This window comes from Ensifer sp. Root127 (assembly GCF_001425225.1).
Lineage (GTDB): Bacteria > Pseudomonadota > Alphaproteobacteria > Rhizobiales > Rhizobiaceae > Ensifer > Ensifer canadensis.
Window position 1 is genome coordinate 440,124 of sequence record NZ_LMDX01000012.1, and the last position, 15,800, is coordinate 455,923.

Consider the following 15,800-nt stretch of genomic DNA (forward strand, 5'->3'; position numbering starts at 1 on the left):
GCGACAGAAAAATACGGGCGATCAACAACGGTTGCCGCCCTTTTTGATGCCCTCACGCGCCTCAGGTGGTGCCGACCTGTCAGAACTTGTAGCCGAGTGCGAGATCGGCACGGGTCGAGCCATCGTTGGGGCCGCCGCAAAGTTCGGCATGCGAGGCATGCGCCACCGTTGCCGACAGGTTCCAATGCTCGTTTAATCTGAATCCGGCTGCGGCATATTCGCAGGCGCTGTCGAAAGCAAACTGACGAGAACAAGCGACGATGTCGCGAGGCGGTGGGATGAACGAAGAAAAAGCAATGCTGGCATGCCGAATTGTTGAGGCGAATCGATCTACACAAGACTGCTAAAACATACGGGACACCGGGTTATCAGTCGAAACTGTCGTAACCCACTCGTCCGCTGTCGAGCAACCGCCGCAAAGTCTGGAAGCCGTTGCGCACTTCGGCACGGTCGGCCGGTGAGGAAAAGCCGATACGGATACGGTGAAAGACGCGGTCCGCCCGGCCGGCCTTGAATTCGTCCTCGTCGTCGACGAGCACGCCTTCCTGCAGTGCAGCCTGCTTGAATGTGCCGGAAAGCCACGGTTCCGGCAGCTTCATCCAGAGGAAGGGAACGCACGGATGCGAGCTGAACTCGATGCCATCGAACACTTCGCGGGCAATCGCCTCGCGCGCCCGGATCTCTTCGATACCCTTGCCGCGCAGAATAGTGGCCGCTCCGGAAAGCACCAGCCGCGAACACAGCTCCGCCAGGATGAACGGCAGGCCGCCACTGACCATCTTGTGGGCAATGCGAATGCGCTGGCTGAAATGGGGAGGGCAGGCAACCCAGCCGCCGCGCACACCGGCAGCAACAGACTTTGAAAGACCACCAACCAGGAAGGTCCGCTCAGGTGCAAGCTCCGCTAAAGGCGGCGTCGGATCGCCGGTCATGGCGCCGTAGAGATCGTCCTCCACCAGCCAGACACCGTACTTGCGGGCGATATCGGCAATCGCCTGACGCCGGGCGAGCGGCATGACGGCAACGGTCGGATTCTGCGCGCTTGGCATAAGGAAGGCGAGCTTGGGATGCTGCTGCGCGCAGACCCGCTCGAAATCCTCGGGAATCAGGCCGAATTCATCCGATTCCATCAGGGTCGTGCGGCGCCCGATCAAGCCGGCGCTGCGGCTGACCTGGGAATAGGTCAAGGTCTCGAAGGCGATACGATCGCCGGGCGAGGTGACTGCCGCGATCACGGCAATGACAGCCGCGTGCGCTCCGAGCGTCGGCACGATCGTTTCAGGCGAGGGACGAAAGCCGCCGCGCGCCAGCCATTGGCATCCGGCCTCAAACCAGTGATCCGGGAAATTGCGCGCGTAGCTGGCAATGTCGGCGTGGTGATCGCGGCTGATCTCGCTCAAGAGCTCACTCAGGACAAAGCCCTGGCCGATGTCCGGCGCCGCGGTGCTGTCGAAGCGCAATTTGCCGGCGGGTGCAATCAGCGGCCGGGTGCCGGCCAAGGATGTGGTCAGCGGATCGGCCTGCTCGGGCGGGCGGCTTTCCTGGTGATCGAGAACATAGGTTCCGCGCCCGACCTCGCCGCTGACGAGGCCGCGTTCGCGCACGATATTGTAGGCGCGTCCAATGGTACCAATGGTGACACCAATGTCATAGGCGAGATTGCGCTGCGGCGGCAATTTTGCGCCGACGGGCAGGGCGCCTTCGCCAATTGCCTGTTCGATCTGGTCGGCGATCCGCGCATAAAGCGGACCATGACCCTGCTGAATGTCCGGGAGCCAATTTGTCATAGTGACAATTACCTAGATTACACAGCGAAATATGTCAATTATCACCAATGCAATGATAGCAATCGATGCATTGGAGCCTACAATGAGTACAATTGATACAATTTGCTCGGCAGTCGTGAAAAAGGCCCCTCGCGCGCGTCGCAAGATCGGGTTTGATGTCGAAATCTCGGGGAGTGCTAAGAACGCGCTTCAACGTCTCTGGCGGCTCTATTGTTTCCTGGCCGCCAAGAGACGCAGCCGGTTAGCTCTCGAAGAGATGAGCGATTGGCAACTGATCGATATCGGGGTCTGCGAGAAGGATGCCCGGCGGGAATCGTCCGTTGCGTTCTGGCGTTAACGGGCATCACACAAAGCGTGCGGTGGTTTTGCGATAGCGGCATGCGAACAAAGCGCCGTATGCCCTAGAGATTGCGACGCGCATCAGCGAACGCTGAGGGCACCAGCCAACAGCGTCCGAACTCTCAACCGGTGCCTGGATTAATTGCAGCCCTGGCCGCCAGCGGCCCAACGCCGGATATCTGCACTCATGCGGGTGGCGACCGGTTCGCTCATGAGCGGTCCGAACGCCTGCAACCGCGCCGGCTGGCCTTCCGCCTGGATGACGGCAAGCGGCCGTGCTTCCGGCGACTTGCGCGGCACGATCAGGATGCGGGGACGTCCGGAGAAGGAATTGAGTTCAGGGGCAAGCCGGTAGTTCTTGAAGGCAGCATCGCCCGATTTGAACCAGCAGCTGTTGGCGCCGAGCGCCACGCGTTCCATTGTCGGCAGGGCTGCCGAGCTTGCCGTCGGCGCCGGCGGGCGCGATGTTTGGCAGGACGCCAGAAGCGTCAGGGCGAACGCCGCGCAAGCAGGGCCGGTCAGGCGTCTAGAAAACATGGAAGGCATCGACGGTCTCGCTTGCGTTACGGGGATGGTCGGATGCCTTCTATCAGCGCGACGGTTAAGCGGCGATTACTTCGAGAGCCGAAGCGAAGATGCCGCGACCATCGGCGCCGCCATGAGCCGCCTCGATCAGGTTTTCCGGATGCGGCATCATGCCGAGCACGTTGCCGGCCGTGTTCATCACGCCGGCAATATCGCCCATCGAGCCATTCGGATTGGTGCCTTCGGCGTAGCGGAACACGACCTGGCCGTTGCCTTCGATCGTCTTCAGGGTCTCCGCGTCGGCGAAGTAGTTGCCGTCGTGGTGCGCAACCGGGCTGCGGATGATCTGTCCCTTGGAATAGGCGCGGGTAAAGTCGGTGTCGGCGTTGACGACTTCGAGCTTGACCTCGCGGCAGACGAACTTGAGCGATGCGTTGCGCATCAGCGCGCCCGGGAGCAGACCGGCCTCGACCAGGATCTGGAAACCGTTGCAGACGCCGAGGACCTTCACGCCCTTTTCGGCCTTCGCCTTGATCGCCTGCATGACCGGCATGCGCGCGGCAATCGCGCCGCAGCGCAGATAGTCACCGTAGGAGAAACCGCCGGGGATGACGATCAGGTCGACATCAGGGATCTCCGTTTCGGTCTGCCAGACGGTTACGGGCGCCTTGCCGGAGATCTTGGTGAGGGCAGCGATCATGTCGCGATCGCGGTTGAGGCCTGGAAGCTGGACGACGGCTGACTTCATGGTGCGGTTCAAACCCTGCCTGCGCCTCTTGAAGCTCATGCAATTCGAGGCGGTTTCCGATGCGGCCGAAGCGCAATTTGACGCGCTCGGGCCGATATTGGATGCACTGCGCATCCTGCTATTTCGAAACCATCGAGCCGCGGACAGTATGCCCCTTCGATGTCGTTTCGGCTGATCTGCGTGAGGATGGCCCATGTCAGATGGGCCTCCTCATTATTTCCAGATCACGCCGGCCTTCACGTCAGGCCATCCGCGGCACTCCGCCGCCATCAGGCGAGGGAGATGGTGTAGTTTTCAATCACTGTGTTGGCGAGCAGCTTTTCGCACATCGCCTTGAGGTCGGCCTCGGCCTTGGCTTTGTCGCCGGTTTCGATCTGTAGATCGAAGACCTTGCCCTGGCGGACCTGGCCGATGCCGTCGAAGCCGAGTGCGCCGAGCGCACCTTCAATTGCCTTGCCCTGCGGATCGAGAACGCCATTCTTCAGCGTCACGGTTACACGTGCCTTGATCACTTTCACTTTCCCCGAACTAACTTGACCAGAAATTACTTGACCAGAACGGGGCCGGTGCCGCGCACAGGCTCGTTCTCGTTCATGATGCCGAGACGGCGAGCCACTTCCTGATAGGCCTCGACCAGCCCGCCCAAATCACGGCGGAAGCGGTCCTTGTCGAGCTTTTCCTTGGTCTCGATGTCCCACAGACGGCAGCTATCCGGCGAAATCTCGTCCGCCAGGATGATGCGCATCATGTCGCCTTCGAACAGGCGGCCACACTCGATCTTGAAATCGACGAGCTGGATGCCGACGCCGAGGAACAGGCCGGTCAGGAAGTCGTTGATGCGGATGGCAAGCGCCATGACGTCATCGAGTTCCTGCGGGCTTGCCCAACCGAATGCGGTGATGTGCTCTTCGGAGACCATCGGGTCATCAAGAGCATCGGCCTTGTAGTAGAATTCGATGATCGAGCGGGGGAGGACGGTGCCTTCCTCGATGCCGAGGCGCTTTGCCAGCGAGCCGGCAGCAACGTTGCGCACGACGATCTCAAGGGGGATGATCTCGACTTCCTTGATCAACTGCTCGCGCATGTTCAGGCGGCGAATGAAGTGCGTCGGAATGCCGATACGGTTCAGATGCGTGAAGATATACTCGGAAATCCGGTTGTTCAGCACACCCTTGCCGTCGATGACGTCATGCTTTTTCTTGTTGAAGGCGGTCGCGTCGTCCTTGAAAAACTGGATCAGCGTGCCCGGCTCGGGACCCTCATAGAGGATCTTTGCCTTGCCCTCGTAGATACGGCGGCGACGATTCATGGATATTGTCTCTGTGGTTGTTGGCGCACTTGGGTCGCGCTAGTGGAGTCTTCTCACGGCGTCCATAGCTGAAAAGAACGCGTTTCACAATCGGCGTATCTTCCCTTCCCCTGATTTACCTAAAGCGTGTCGCAACCTTTCAGATTCGCTCCTTGCGCATCCGTTCTTTGGTTTTTCGCATGCCGTTGTCGCAAAACCGCTGCGCACTTTTGCGCGACATGCTTACGGTACCACGAAAGTCACGAAACGAGAAAACTTCGCATTGCACTTTGACCACTGTTTTGGTTTATGGCCATAACTATTTCCGGCATGGAATTCTCACGGGAGATCAATTGATGACGACGATGCAGGATCGCGAAAAGGCCTTCGAAGCAAAGTTTGCGCTGGACGAGGAACTGAGGTTCAAGTCTGAGGCGCGCCGCAACAAGCTTCTTGGTCTCTGGGCTGCCGGCTTGCTCGGCAAGAGCGACCCAGAGGCCTATGCGAAGGAAGTCGTTGTGGCCGATTTCGAAGAGGCCGGCCACGAGGACGTTGTGCGCAAGATCAAGGCCGATTTCGACGCTGCCGGCGTTGCCCAGAGCGAAGAGCAGATCCGTGTGCGCATGCTCGAGCTTCTCGGCGTCGCCATCGAGCAAGTCCAGAGCAGCTGATCTTCGAGGCTATCATACGCCCATGATATCGCCGCTCGGCCTCAGTTCGGGCGGTTTTTATTTGACCGCCTTGTAGCGACGCCCTTTTTCCGGCGGCGCATCCGCGTTCGGTGACAGTTTCCAGCCGCTCTTGATGCGCTGTTCGAAATCGAGGCGGCTCATCGGCTTTGCCAGGGCGTAGCCCTGCAGAATATCACAGCCAAGCTCCCTCAGTATCGCCGCGTGCTCCCACGTTTCCACACCTTCGGCCACCACCTTGATATTGAGCGAATGCCCGATGTCGATGATGGCACGAACGAGCTTTGCCTGCTTGGCGCTTTCGTTGATCGGCCCCACCAGCGCCCGGTCGATCTTCAGGCGGGCCGGGTTCAGGTTGAGCAGGCCGATAATCGAGGCATGGCCGGTGCCGAAGTCGTCAATTTCGATCTCGATACCGAGCGTGTTGAGCGCGGCGATCGTCGCGGCAATCTCGTCTTCGAGATCGTCAAGAAAGATGGATTCCAAGAGCTCGAAAGACATGACACCAGGCGGGATGTTCATGGCGCGAAGGTCTGAAATCAGGCTCGGGTCCCGCAGTCTGCGCGAGGAGACATTGACCGAGATCTTGGGGACGGTCAGACCGGCACGCCCCCAGGCCGCAAAATCGGCATAGGCCATCTCGACGATGTTCCTGTCGATCGCGGGCAGGGCGTTGATCTCTTCAGCTACCTTCAGAAAGTGGCTCGGAGGAAGAATTCCGCGTTCCGGGTGGTCCCATCGCACCAGAGTTTCGACGCCGGTGAGCTCCAGCGAGTGGGCGTCGAACTGCGGCTGATAGTAGGGCACGAACTGGCCTTCTTCGATCGCCTGACGGATATCGTCGCCGGTGCGTTTGGCGCTGAGGATCTGGTTCTGGATCTGCTCGGAAAACACCTCGAAGCGATCGCGGCCGAGGCTCTTGGCCCGGTAGAGCGCGATATCTGCATTCATCAGCAGTTGCTTGGGATCCGTCTCGACCTCGCCCCTCCAGGCAATGCCGATGCTGGCCCCGAGCCGGCAAAGCTGGCCGTCATAGGGAATGGGCCGGCGGAAGGCATGGACGATGCGGGCGGCCAGATCTCCAAGCTCGTCCATCCCGCGGCCGCGCCGACAGAGGATCACGAATTCGTCGCCGCCGATGCGGGCGATGAAATCGTCCTGGTCGGCATGAGACCGCAGGATTGCGGCTGCATGGGTCAGCATCGCATCGCCGGCCTGATGCCCGAGCGTGTCGTTGATCTGCTTGAAGCGATCAAGATCGAGGTGGAGGATAGCGTTGAGCGTCGGATCGTCCGCCAGTATCTGGTCGAGATAGCGCCTGTTCGGCAGGTCCGTCAGGTAGTCGTGCAACGCGTTGTATTCGATACGGATGCGCGCTTCCTCAAGCTCGCGGTTGCGGGCCTCGGTTGCGGCCTTGGCCTTGCGCAGTTCCTCCTGCAGCGCGATGTCTTCGGTTACGTCCCAGTTCGCGCCGATCAGTTTGCGGGTGCCATCGCGGTCGACATAGAACGCCGTGTTGGCGCGAATGTGCCGGATTTCTCCATTCGCCAGGACGATGCGGAACGCATTGGTGAAGGGTGCACCCGCGGCGACGCCGTCATTGACGCGGGCGATCGCCTTTTCGCGGTCGTCGGGGTGGAGCATATCTTCCCAACTGCGGCCGCTGGGCGCGCCGGCTTTGGGGTCAAGCCCATAAATACCGAGGATACGTTCGTCCCAAAGCGTCTCCTGGGTTTCAAGGTTATGGTCGAAGACCCCGATCTTCGATACGTCGAGGGCAAGTCTCAGGCGCCGCGAGATTTCCTCCAGCCGCGCCTCGGCCTCCTTGCGCGGCGTAATGTCGGTGTCGGTGCCGATGATGCGAGTGGGCTTGCCGTCCGGCCCATAGGCGACGGATGCGCCGCGGCTTTCGATCCAGACCCAGTGTCCGTCCGCATGGCGTTCGCGGTACTGGAAGGTGTTGTACGTGACCTCTCCAGAATCCTGGCGTCCGATCGAGGCCATGACATGCGCGCGGTCGTCCGGATGCACATTCTCGATCCAGCGATCGAGCGCGCCATCGACCTCGGCGTCATCAGCCAGACCACGCAGGCGCTTCCAGGTGGCGGAATAGAAGAGGTTTCCGGTCGAAAAATCGTGATCCCAGACGCCTTCAAGTGCGCTTTCCAGCGCATACTTCCACCGCGTCTCGTCGTTGCGAAGCCCCGCGATCTCGGCGATCAAGTGGTCGACCGGCAGCATCAGCAGCATGCGACCGTCCGCCATTGCATAGGAGGTGCAGACCACCGAAACGATATCGGCTGCTCCATGCAAGCGGATCGTCTGGGCGGACGCGGAAGATCGCACCGTCCCGGTCGGCCTCAGCAGGTGATGGTCGTCGGGGTGAACAAGGTCACGAAGAGAACGGTTGAGCAACTCTGCCGGCGGAAGACGCAGAAGCTCGCTGGCATAGGGGTTTACCGAAACGATTGACGCTTGTTCATTGAAAACGAGCGCCGCCACCGGCAGCTGGTCCAGCGCCGCTTGCGTCACGATATTCAGCTTCGCCGGCGCGCGGCGTTCGCTCCTGATGGGATCTTTCGGTCCGGTCACGTATCCCACGATCCAGCATTTGTTGCCGGCAGATGATGATCGCGGACCATGAACTTCGGATTAATGCCGAGTCGTCTTATTCGCAGTGCGATCAGGGTTGGAGGCGGCTGAGGAACTGCGCAAAGACCATCGTGCCTTCCGGCCAGGGGCCATGCCCGGACTCGGTGTTGAGGTGGCCGGATTCCCCCGCATCCACCAACAGCGAGCCCCAGGACTTGGCGATTTCGTCGGCATGCTCATAGGAGCCGAACGGATCGTTGCGGCTTGCGATCAACAGCGACGGGAACGGCAGCGGATCGCGGGGATAGGGGCCGAATGTCATGAGATGCTTCGGACGGATCGCGGCATTGGCCACGTCAGGCGGAGCCACCAGGAAGGCGCCGGCGATCTTCTTTTCGATGTGGGGCAGGGCATGGACCGCGGTCGCGACGCCGAGGGAGTGGGCGACGATGACCACCGGCTTTTCAGCGGCATTGACCTCCTCGACCATGCGCGCCACCCAATCCTCGCGCACGGGCTTGGCCCATTCGGCCTGCTCCACGCGGCGGGCGGTGGACATTTTTCTCTCCCAGCGTGACTGCCAATGGTCAGGGCCGGAGTTGGTGTAGCCGGGAACGATGAGGATATGGGCGTCGGAAAGTTTCATAATGGCCGCGATGTGGCGTCGAAAATCGTCGAAGTCAAGGCGTAGGCGACAGAGGCATCATTTTATGTATAATCGACACTGCAGGTCGCGGTCGATGCGGCTCGAGTTTTGCCGTTGTCGCTGGTCCGGGACCGCTCTGTAGTGGTTGAGGAGTGTGAGCCATGACAACATTCCATGTTCTGTCGGGACCGGACGCCAGCGTCGCCCATCCCGGAATAAAAAAGATCGGCCTGGCTGACGTGATGGACGCGTTGCGCCTCGGGTTCAACGACTTTCGCGAAAAGCCGTCTCACTATGTTTTTCTCTGCTTGATCTACCCCATCGCCGGTGCCGTGCTCATGACGTGGAGCGCGGGCGCCAACATGCTGCCGCTGCTCTATCCGCTCGCGTCCGGCTTTGCCCTTATCGGGCCGGTCGCCGCCATCGGACTCTATGAAATCAGCAGGCGCCGCGAACTTGGCATGGACACGTCCTGGCCTCACGCCTTCCGCCTGCATCGATCTCCGGCACTGCCCTCGATCGTGGCTGTCGCAGCGATGCTATTCGTCATCTTCATTGCCTGGCTCCTGGTGGCACAGGCGCTCTATATCAGGATCTTCGGCGCCGAACCGCCGGCATCGATCGCCGCCTTCTGGAACGGCATCGTCAACACGGAGCAGGGCTGGAACCTGATCCTGGTCGGCAACGCCGTCGGGTTCGTCTTCGCCGCGATCGTGCTGTCGATCAGCGTAGTGTCGTTCCCGTTGCTGATCGATCGTGACGTCGGTGCTGTGGCTGCCGTCGAAACCTCGATACGCGCAACTCTCGTCAATCCCATCCCGGTTGCCTTCTGGGGGCTGATCGTTGCGGCCGGCCTGCTGATCGGGTCGATCCCGGTCTTCGTCGGCCTTGCCGTCATCATGCCGATCCTCGGTCACGCGACATGGCACATGTATCGCAAGATGGTTGAGCCCGGTGCTCGCAGCAGCCGTATGCGATAACGACAAAACGGCCAGCCTCCCGGAGGCTGGCCGCTTCCTCCTGTGAGGATCGTCCGACCTACTTGAAAAATTTGTAGTAGGACGAAATCTGGGCGGCGGTGTTGGACGAAAGATTGAGCTTGATGCCGATCTTGTCACCGCGATACCAGCGGACCATGCCGGTCAGAAATCCGAGTTCTTCGCTGCGGATCGTCACTTCCTGTCCGGTGCGTGCATTGATGTCGAAATAGAGCTGAAAGCAGATGCCTTCTGCGGAAAGATCCGTAACGATGCCGTTGCTCGCACCCGTCTTGCAGGTCACCGTTCCGGTAATCTTCGTCTGCGTGCGCGCTGCCGTGCGCTGAACACTGTCCTTGTAGGCCATGTGAACCCTCGATCTGAATTGATCAGCCTCGATCATCTCACGCAAAGATTGAATTCCTCGCTAACAAAAATGCCCGCATTCGAGCAAACTGCATCAAATGCGGGCATAATAGCGCAATACCACAGAAACGTGCTTCGCTCTGACACGAACCGGGCGGCTATCGCGCCCGGCCCTTATTGCTTGCGCATGTCGTTATCGCAAAAGCGCTACGCACTTTTGCGCGGCGGCGTCAGCCAAAGACCCGGCCGAAAATCGTGTCGACGTGCTTGGTGTGGTAGCCGAGATCGAACTTTTCGCGGATGTCGGCTTCCGACAGGGCCGCGCGAACCTCCGTGTCGGCAAGCAACTCCTCAAGGAAGTCCTTGCCCTCTTCCCAGACCTTCATCGCATTGCGCTGAACGAGGCGATAGGCGTCCTCACGCGAAACACCGGCCTGCGTCAGAGCGAGCAGGACACGCTGCGAGTGAACGAGACCGCGGAACTTGTTCATGTTCTTGGTCATGTTGTCGGGATAGACGAGCAACTTGTCGATCACGTTGGTCAGGCGGGCAAGCGCGAAGTCGAGCGTCACCGTCGCATCAGGGCCGATCATGCGCTCGACCGAGGAATGCGAGATATCGCGCTCGTGCCAGAGGGCTACGTTCTCCATCGCCGGAATGGCGAAGGCGCGAACCATGCGGGCAAGACCCGTGAGGTTCTCCGTCAGCACCGGGTTGCGCTTGTGCGGCATGGCCGACGAGCCCTTCTGTCCCGGCGAGAAGTATTCTTCCGCTTCCAGGACTTCGGTGCGCTGTAGGTGGCGGATTTCGGTTGCCAGCCGCTCGATCGACGAGGCGACGACGCCAAGAGTGGCGAAATACATCGCATGGCGGTCGCGCGGAATGACCTGGGTGGAAACCGGCTCCGGCTTCAGGCCAAGCGCCTTGGCGACGTGTTCCTCGACGCGCGGGTCGATATTGGCGAAGGTGCCGACGGCGCCGGAGATGGCGCAGGTCGCGACTTCTTCACGGGCCGCGATAAGGCGCTGCTTGCAGCGATCGAACTCGGCATAGGCAAGCGCCAGCTTGACGCCGAAGGTCGTCGGTTCGGCATGAATGCCGTGCGAGCGGCCGATCGTCACCGTATCCTTGTGCTCAAAGGCGCGGCGCTTCAGTGCTTCGAGCAGCTTGTCGATATCAGCAAGCAAAAGGTCGGTTGCGCGCACGAGCTGTACGTTGAAGCAGGTGTCGAGCACGTCGGAGGATGTCATGCCCTGGTGGATGAAGCGGCTGTCGGGGCCGACGAACTCTGCCAGATGCGTCAGGAACGCGATGACGTCATGCTTGGTGACGGCCTCGATTTCGTCGATCCGGTCGACGTCGAATTTGGCGGCGCCGCCTTTTTCCCAGATCGTCTTTGCGGCATCCTTCGGGATCACGCCGATTTCGGCCAGCGCATCGCAGGCATGGGCCTCGATCTCGAACCAGATGCGGAACTTGGTTTCCGGCGACCAGATGGCCACCATTTCCGGTCGGGAATAACGGGGGATCATGGGCTCTCAGCTTTCGTCATCAGTGGAGGATGGCTGTGCCTCTAGCAAAGATGCCCGACAAGCTCAACGTTATTGACGGCCTCGCGAACCTGCAAGCCACAGGCTGGCGGCCAGAAGTGCGGCGCCGCCAACCGGAAGATAGAGCCGAACGCCCAGCACAAGGAACTGGTAGAAGGCGACAAGCGAGGTAAAGGCGAACTGGTAGAACCAGGTCCGGGTACCGGTATTGGCATGCCAGCGGGCGTAAAAGACGCGATAGTCGAGTGCGAAGAGCATTGCCGTCACGGCGATCGTGCCGAGCGAAAGGCAGAGCAGATAGGCCGCAAACCGCGTCTCGGCAGGGCGGCCAAGCGTAGAAAACCGTGCGAGGAACAGGGCAGCTGGCCAGGCCAGCATGCCGCCCAGACCATACATCACCAGCAGTTCCACCAGGTGGAAGGTCAGGGCGCCCTCGCGCAGCCAGAGCGCGACCCAGGCGGAAGCGACCATCACCAGCCCCCAGGCTGGCGTGCCGAAGACAAGTTCCGCCGCGGACGGAAACGCCCGCAGGAATCGCGAGCGCTTGAGGGAGGGCGCGGAAGCATATGCTGATTTCACTTCCGCCCCGGCGCCCGTTTCGTTCATTTTGCGATCCGCGTCGGAACCGCAATCCATCGTCCGTCAGTCGTGCCCTCGAACCCGAGCGATTTGACGAGCACCATCACAACGTGGGTTTGCGTGCCGTCGTCATTCATGTGCGTTACCGCACCGCCGATGCGATAGCCCGTCGGGCAACGGCGGCTTTCCGGCACACGGGTATCGTCCTGCAGCACGTCGCTTGCAGGCTTGCCCGCCTTCATCGTCATCGACAGGCGGAAGCCTTTGACCTCCTTCAGGAAGTCCTTGCAGAGCCCACCTGGTTCGAAGCTCTTTTCTTCGAGCGTCAGGCCGTAGGTCTGGCGGAAGGCATCGTCGGCGGCAAAGGCATCGTAAGTGAGGGCCAATGGCGTTGCATTGGCTTCGGTAATCGGATTGTAGGCCGCCAGCAATCCCGGCGCCTCGGCAAGCCTGTAGGCGTCGATCAGCGGAGCGGCGCGCCGATGCGCCTCATGTCTCATCCGGTGCAGGGGGGCGCCATCTTCGCGACCGACTGCGCGCACCGGCGCACCCGGCAGAAAAGTGTCGTTGCGGGTATCGATGACGTAGATCGTGGAATAGGGAAAACCCGAGCCGTCCTGGACACCGTATTCCTCGAACGCAAAGACATATCCATCGGAGGAAAAGCCGATCGGCTGGAATGCGGCATAGTCACCCGCCGATGCCTGCGAGGCGACAAATGTCACCGCCAGGAGGAGGAGCCCTGGCGCTGCCGGGCGCGAGATCATCAGCGGGCCTGTTCGGCAGGCGCTCGGATCGCCTGGATGGCGGAGCGATAGGCATCGACCCAACCACCCTTGAAGATCGCCGAACCGGCGACCAGCACGTTTGCGCCGGCGCCGGCTGCAATCGCCGCCGTTTCAGGCGCAATGCCGCCGTCGACTTCGATCTCGATCGGCCGGTCGCCGATCATCGCCTTGATCCGGCGGATCTTTTCCGCGGTCGCGTCGATGAACTTCTGGCCGCCGAAGCCCGGGTTGACCGTCATCACCAGCACCAGATCGACGGTGTCGAGCACATATTCGATGGCGCTTTCGGGTGTTGCCGGGTTGAGCGAGACGCCGGCCTTCTTGCCGAGCGACCGGACAGTCTGCAGCGAGCGGTGCAGGTGCGGCCCGGCTTCGGCGTGAACCGTCAGGATATCGCAGCCGGCCTTTGCGAAGGCTTCGAGAAAGCCGTCGGCGGGCGAGATCATCAGATGGCAGTCGAAGGTCGCTTCGGTGTAGGGGCGCAGCGACTTGATCACGTCGGGCCCAAACGTGATGTTCGGGACGAAATGGCCGTCCATGACATCGAGATGGATCCAATCCGCGCCGGCATCGACGACATCGCGGACTTCCTGTCCGAGCTTCGAGAAATCGGCCGCCAGGATCGACGGGGCAATGCGGATGGGATGGGTCATGAGAAGGCTCCGGCTGTTTCCCGCGCAATAGCACTCCGCAGCCGCGCAAACAACATGCGCTGGTGCTAATCGCGCCTTAGCCGCGGCTCGACCATGACGGCAAGGGATCGTTTTCGGCAGGTGTGGCGTCGTGGACGCCGCGGGCGATCGCGCGCGCCATCGTCGCGGCGGCGGCAGCACCCAGATCGAGGAAGTCTGCGAGCTCCAGCGTCCGGCCGCTTGCGCCGGTGGCAAGGGCGAAAATGAGGTCGCCGTCGAGCGGCGTGTGCGCCGGCCATATTGCCCGCGAGAAGCCATCATGCGCGGCGATCGCCAGGCGCTTGGCCTCGGCCTTGGTCAACACCGCATCTGTGGCGATGACCGCAATCGTGGTGTTGGCGGCGGCCGACAAATTTGCGCCCATTTTCGTGCGGACCTCGGATGCATTCGCCGGCATGGGGTGGGGAAGGCCGAGCCCACCGAACTCGTCCTGTTTCTCGTGAGGGGCGGCCCAGAAGTGCCGGGTGCTGCCGACAGTCGCAGAACCCAAAGCATTGACGGCCACGAGCGCGCCGACGGTAATGCCGTTCGGCAGCACGATTGAGGCGGAGCCAAGGCCACCCTTGAAGGTCGCGGTCAAGGCGCCAGTGCCGGCGCCGACCGAGCCGGTGGCAAAATCAGCGTCAGCCTTTTGTACAGCCTCATACCCAAGTTCGCGGTAGGGCGGAAACTGCCCCCAATCCTTGTCGCCGCCATTGATCAGGTCGAACAGGATGGCGGTCGGGACGATCGGCACACGGTGCGGGCCGATCACAAACCCACGTCCCATTTCCCTCAGCGCCGCCTGCGCCCCGGAGGCGGCATCCAGCCCAAACGCTGACCCGCCGGACAGAATGATACCATCGACTGTCTGCACGGTGTTGTGCGGTTCGAGAAGATCCGTTTCGCGCGTGCCGGGCGCGCCGCCGAGCACCTGGACGGCGGCCGTTGCCGGTGGATCGCAGACGATGGCGGTCACGCCCGATTTCAAGCGATGATCTTCGGCATTGCCGACAGAAAGGCCGGCGACGTCGGTGATAAGGTTGCGTGGACCAGGCAGCATCATTGCACTCCGGCGGCGTCGGCAACCGGCACGAAGCGGCCGCTCTGCCATTGCATCAAGCGATAGGGGTTGCCGGCGCGTTCATGCCCCGCATTGAAAGCAATCGGCCCAAGAACCGTCTGGTATGGGCCTTTGAGCAGCGCCTCCGTCAACGGCTTTTCATCCTTCTCAGCCTGATCCTTGGCCTGCTCGAGAACAGACATGGCGCCGAATGCCTGGAGCACATAGCCATCGGGCTCGATGCCGGCGGCACGCATGGCCTCGGCTATGGGCTTGCCTTCGGGCGACCGCGCCGCATCGGGCAACGTCAGCGCCAGGACACCGTCGGTGAGCGGCACGGCAACGTCGGCTGCATTCAGCGTGTCACCGCCGAGCAAGGTGAGGTTCGCGCCTTCCTCCTGCGCGTCGCGCGCGATCACGGCAGTATCCTGCCGGTCGCCGCCGGTGAAAACGTGGGTGGAGCCGCTCTTGACGAGCCGTCGTACGAGATTGATCTGCTGCTCCTGGGCGGGGCGATAAGTGTCGGTAAAGACCGGGGTCAATCCGATTTCGCCGAGCGCTGCGCGCACGCTCTCGACCAGTTCGCGGCTATGGATCGTGCCGTCGTCGATCAAGGCGATCGGCTTGTCCTTCCAACGCGCGGTGATCGCAGCAACGACGGCTGCCGATTCGGCCTTGCCACTCGGCGCCAGGCGGAACAGCGGCCAATGCTTCTTGAGTACGTCTTCCATCAGGATGTCGGACCGTACGCTCAACGTCACCGCCGGTATATTGGCCTCGGCGAGGGCGGGCAGTGTCGCGTCGAGGCTCTCGACGCAGAGGAAGCCGATGGCCGCCTCTGCAGCTGCTGCCACAAGCGCCTTGGTCAGCGCTTCTGCACCGGCCGCGTCGCATGTTTCCGGGATGACGACGATTTCGCTGCCGCGATCGCCGGCCTGGAAAGAGGCGCCATCGATGATCTGTTTGCCGAGAAGGGCAAATGGCCCTTCAACGGGGGCAACGACCGCGACCTTGACGCCGGCAGCGGCGGCAGGTGCGGCTTGCGCCATTCCCGCTACGATGAGGCTCAAAACGATCGATCGAAGCATGCAATTCCCCGCTACTGCATAATTCCCAAGCTCGGATTGGTTTCAAGGAAAGATTATGCAGCGAGTCCAAAAATGCTACCGCAATCCTTGGCATGAACTCAATC

Annotated in this window: 17 protein-coding genes and 1 pseudogene; 3 read left to right on the forward strand and 15 right to left on the reverse strand. The window is 61.4% G+C overall.

All coding sequences use genetic code 11. From position 1 onward, the window contains the following. Positions 1 to 79 precede the first annotated feature (79 nt). Positions 80 to 220 (reverse strand): annotated as a pseudogene (locus ASD03_RS40530) (acyloxyacyl hydrolase); the annotation flags it as partial. Between the two features lie 148 nt (positions 221 to 368). Beyond that, positions 369 to 1,787 carry a PLP-dependent aminotransferase family protein gene (locus ASD03_RS16675; protein ID WP_025427156.1) on the reverse strand — a complete coding sequence of 473 codons (1,419 nt, stop codon included), beginning with the start codon at positions 1,785 to 1,787 and terminating at the stop codon, positions 369 to 371. An 82-nt stretch (positions 1,788 to 1,869) separates the two neighbouring features. On the opposite strand from ASD03_RS16675, the gene ASD03_RS41115 reads away from it, so the two are divergent. After that, complete coding sequence (locus ASD03_RS41115) at positions 1,870 to 2,124, forward strand: DUF1127 domain-containing protein (RefSeq protein WP_025427155.1); 255 nt, start codon at positions 1,870 to 1,872, stop codon at positions 2,122 to 2,124. Positions 2,125 to 2,264: 140 nt separating this feature from the next. Here the strand turns inward: ASD03_RS41115 and ASD03_RS16685 are convergent, their stop codons facing one another. From ASD03_RS16685 to purC, 4 genes are all read right to left on the reverse strand, one after another. Further along, positions 2,265 to 2,672 carry a hypothetical protein gene (locus tag ASD03_RS16685; protein WP_025427154.1) on the reverse strand — a complete coding sequence of 136 codons (408 nt, stop codon included), beginning with the start codon at positions 2,670 to 2,672 and terminating at the stop codon, positions 2,265 to 2,267. A gap of 55 nt (positions 2,673 to 2,727) precedes the next feature. Next, complete coding sequence (purQ, locus tag ASD03_RS16690; protein WP_025427153.1) at positions 2,728 to 3,399, reverse strand: phosphoribosylformylglycinamidine synthase subunit PurQ; 672 nt, start codon at positions 3,397 to 3,399, stop codon at positions 2,728 to 2,730. A gap of 269 nt (positions 3,400 to 3,668) precedes the next feature. After that, positions 3,669 to 3,911 (reverse strand): phosphoribosylformylglycinamidine synthase subunit PurS, encoded by a 243-nt coding sequence (purS, locus tag ASD03_RS16695; RefSeq protein ID WP_025427152.1) that lies wholly within the window; start codon positions 3,909 to 3,911, stop codon positions 3,669 to 3,671. A gap of 32 nt (positions 3,912 to 3,943) precedes the next feature. After that, positions 3,944 to 4,708: a phosphoribosylaminoimidazolesuccinocarboxamide synthase gene (gene purC / locus ASD03_RS16700; RefSeq protein WP_025427151.1), complete on the reverse strand. Its 765-nt coding sequence runs from the start codon at positions 4,706 to 4,708 to the stop codon at positions 3,944 to 3,946. A gap of 335 nt (positions 4,709 to 5,043) precedes the next feature. On the opposite strand from purC, the gene ASD03_RS16705 reads away from it, so the two are divergent. Further along, complete coding sequence (locus ASD03_RS16705) at positions 5,044 to 5,358, forward strand: ATPase inhibitor subunit zeta (protein WP_025427150.1); 315 nt, start codon at positions 5,044 to 5,046, stop codon at positions 5,356 to 5,358. Positions 5,359 to 5,415: 57 nt separating this feature from the next. On the opposite strand, the gene ASD03_RS16710 is transcribed toward ASD03_RS16705, so the two are convergent. Both ASD03_RS16710 and ASD03_RS16715 read right to left on the reverse strand, forming a co-directional pair. After that, positions 5,416 to 7,968 carry an EAL domain-containing protein gene (locus ASD03_RS16710; protein WP_051509167.1) on the reverse strand — a complete coding sequence of 851 codons (2,553 nt, stop codon included), beginning with the start codon at positions 7,966 to 7,968 and terminating at the stop codon, positions 5,416 to 5,418. A gap of 91 nt (positions 7,969 to 8,059) precedes the next feature. Further along, positions 8,060 to 8,614 carry an alpha/beta hydrolase gene (locus ASD03_RS16715; protein ID WP_025427148.1) on the reverse strand — a complete coding sequence of 185 codons (555 nt, stop codon included), beginning with the start codon at positions 8,612 to 8,614 and terminating at the stop codon, positions 8,060 to 8,062. A 161-nt stretch (positions 8,615 to 8,775) separates the two neighbouring features. Between ASD03_RS16715 and ASD03_RS16720 the strand changes: the two genes are divergently transcribed. Then, positions 8,776 to 9,594 (forward strand): DUF2189 domain-containing protein, encoded by an 819-nt coding sequence (locus tag ASD03_RS16720; protein WP_057208670.1) that lies wholly within the window; start codon positions 8,776 to 8,778, stop codon positions 9,592 to 9,594. Between the two features lie 58 nt (positions 9,595 to 9,652). Here ASD03_RS16720 and ASD03_RS16725 read toward each other — a convergent pair whose 3' ends face one another. From ASD03_RS16725 to ASD03_RS16755, 7 genes are all read right to left on the reverse strand, one after another. Further along, positions 9,653 to 9,958: a PilZ domain-containing protein gene (locus ASD03_RS16725; RefSeq protein WP_025427146.1), complete on the reverse strand. Its 306-nt coding sequence runs from the start codon at positions 9,956 to 9,958 to the stop codon at positions 9,653 to 9,655. Between the two features lie 229 nt (positions 9,959 to 10,187). Continuing rightward, entirely contained in the window at positions 10,188 to 11,489 is a 1,302-nt protein-coding gene (gene purB / locus ASD03_RS16730) for an adenylosuccinate lyase (RefSeq protein WP_025427145.1), read from the reverse strand. Between the two features lie 69 nt (positions 11,490 to 11,558). Further along, positions 11,559 to 12,113 carry a hypothetical protein gene (locus ASD03_RS16735; RefSeq protein ID WP_051509166.1) on the reverse strand — a complete coding sequence of 185 codons (555 nt, stop codon included), beginning with the start codon at positions 12,111 to 12,113 and terminating at the stop codon, positions 11,559 to 11,561. Beyond that, positions 12,110 to 12,853, reverse strand: a complete 744-nt coding sequence (locus ASD03_RS16740; protein ID WP_025427143.1) for a DUF2259 domain-containing protein — start codon at positions 12,851 to 12,853, stop codon at positions 12,110 to 12,112. The genes ASD03_RS16735 and ASD03_RS16740 overlap by 4 nt, the downstream gene beginning before the upstream one ends. Further along, on the reverse strand, positions 12,853 to 13,527 hold the full coding sequence (rpe, locus tag ASD03_RS16745) for a ribulose-phosphate 3-epimerase (RefSeq protein ID WP_025427142.1): 675 nt from the start codon (positions 13,525 to 13,527) through the stop codon (positions 12,853 to 12,855). Before rpe ends, ASD03_RS16740 begins: the two co-directional genes overlap by 1 nt. 76 nt (positions 13,528 to 13,603) lie before the next feature. Further along, positions 13,604 to 14,611 carry a P1 family peptidase gene (locus ASD03_RS16750; RefSeq protein WP_025427141.1) on the reverse strand — a complete coding sequence of 336 codons (1,008 nt, stop codon included), beginning with the start codon at positions 14,609 to 14,611 and terminating at the stop codon, positions 13,604 to 13,606. Then, on the reverse strand, positions 14,608 to 15,696 hold the full coding sequence (locus ASD03_RS16755; protein WP_025427140.1) for a branched-chain amino acid ABC transporter substrate-binding protein: 1,089 nt from the start codon (positions 15,694 to 15,696) through the stop codon (positions 14,608 to 14,610). The genes ASD03_RS16750 and ASD03_RS16755 overlap by 4 nt, the downstream gene beginning before the upstream one ends. Positions 15,697 to 15,800: the final 104 nt, after the last annotated feature.

Bases quoted from the DNA above. Each gene is read 5' to 3' on its own strand.
- ASD03_RS16675 (WP_025427156.1), bottom strand. From the start codon at position 1,787: ATGACAAATTGGCTCCCGGACATTCAGCAGGGTCATGGTCCGCTTTAT.
- ASD03_RS41115 (WP_025427155.1), top strand. From the start codon at position 1,870: ATGAGTACAATTGATACAATTTGCTCGGCAGTCGTGAAAAAGGCCCCT.
- ASD03_RS16685 (WP_025427154.1), bottom strand. From the start codon at position 2,672: ATGCCTTCCATGTTTTCTAGACGCCTGACCGGCCCTGCTTGCGCGGCG.
- purQ (WP_025427153.1), bottom strand. From the start codon at position 3,399: ATGAAGTCAGCCGTCGTCCAGCTTCCAGGCCTCAACCGCGATCGCGAC.
- purC (WP_025427151.1), bottom strand. From the start codon at position 4,708: ATGAATCGTCGCCGCCGTATCTACGAGGGCAAGGCAAAGATCCTCTAT.
- ASD03_RS16705 (WP_025427150.1), top strand. From the start codon at position 5,044: ATGACGACGATGCAGGATCGCGAAAAGGCCTTCGAAGCAAAGTTTGCG.
- ASD03_RS16715 (WP_025427148.1), bottom strand. From the start codon at position 8,614: ATGAAACTTTCCGACGCCCATATCCTCATCGTTCCCGGCTACACCAAC.
- ASD03_RS16720 (WP_057208670.1), top strand. From the start codon at position 8,776: ATGACAACATTCCATGTTCTGTCGGGACCGGACGCCAGCGTCGCCCAT.
- ASD03_RS16725 (WP_025427146.1), bottom strand. From the start codon at position 9,958: ATGGCCTACAAGGACAGTGTTCAGCGCACGGCAGCGCGCACGCAGACG.
- purB (WP_025427145.1), bottom strand. From the start codon at position 11,489: ATGATCCCCCGTTATTCCCGACCGGAAATGGTGGCCATCTGGTCGCCG.
- ASD03_RS16735 (WP_051509166.1), bottom strand. From the start codon at position 12,113: ATGAACGAAACGGGCGCCGGGGCGGAAGTGAAATCAGCATATGCTTCC.
- ASD03_RS16740 (WP_025427143.1), bottom strand. From the start codon at position 12,853: ATGATCTCGCGCCCGGCAGCGCCAGGGCTCCTCCTCCTGGCGGTGACA.
- rpe (WP_025427142.1), bottom strand. From the start codon at position 13,527: ATGACCCATCCCATCCGCATTGCCCCGTCGATCCTGGCGGCCGATTTC.
- ASD03_RS16750 (WP_025427141.1), bottom strand. From the start codon at position 14,611: ATGATGCTGCCTGGTCCACGCAACCTTATCACCGACGTCGCCGGCCTT.
- ASD03_RS16755 (WP_025427140.1), bottom strand. From the start codon at position 15,696: ATGCTTCGATCGATCGTTTTGAGCCTCATCGTAGCGGGAATGGCGCAA.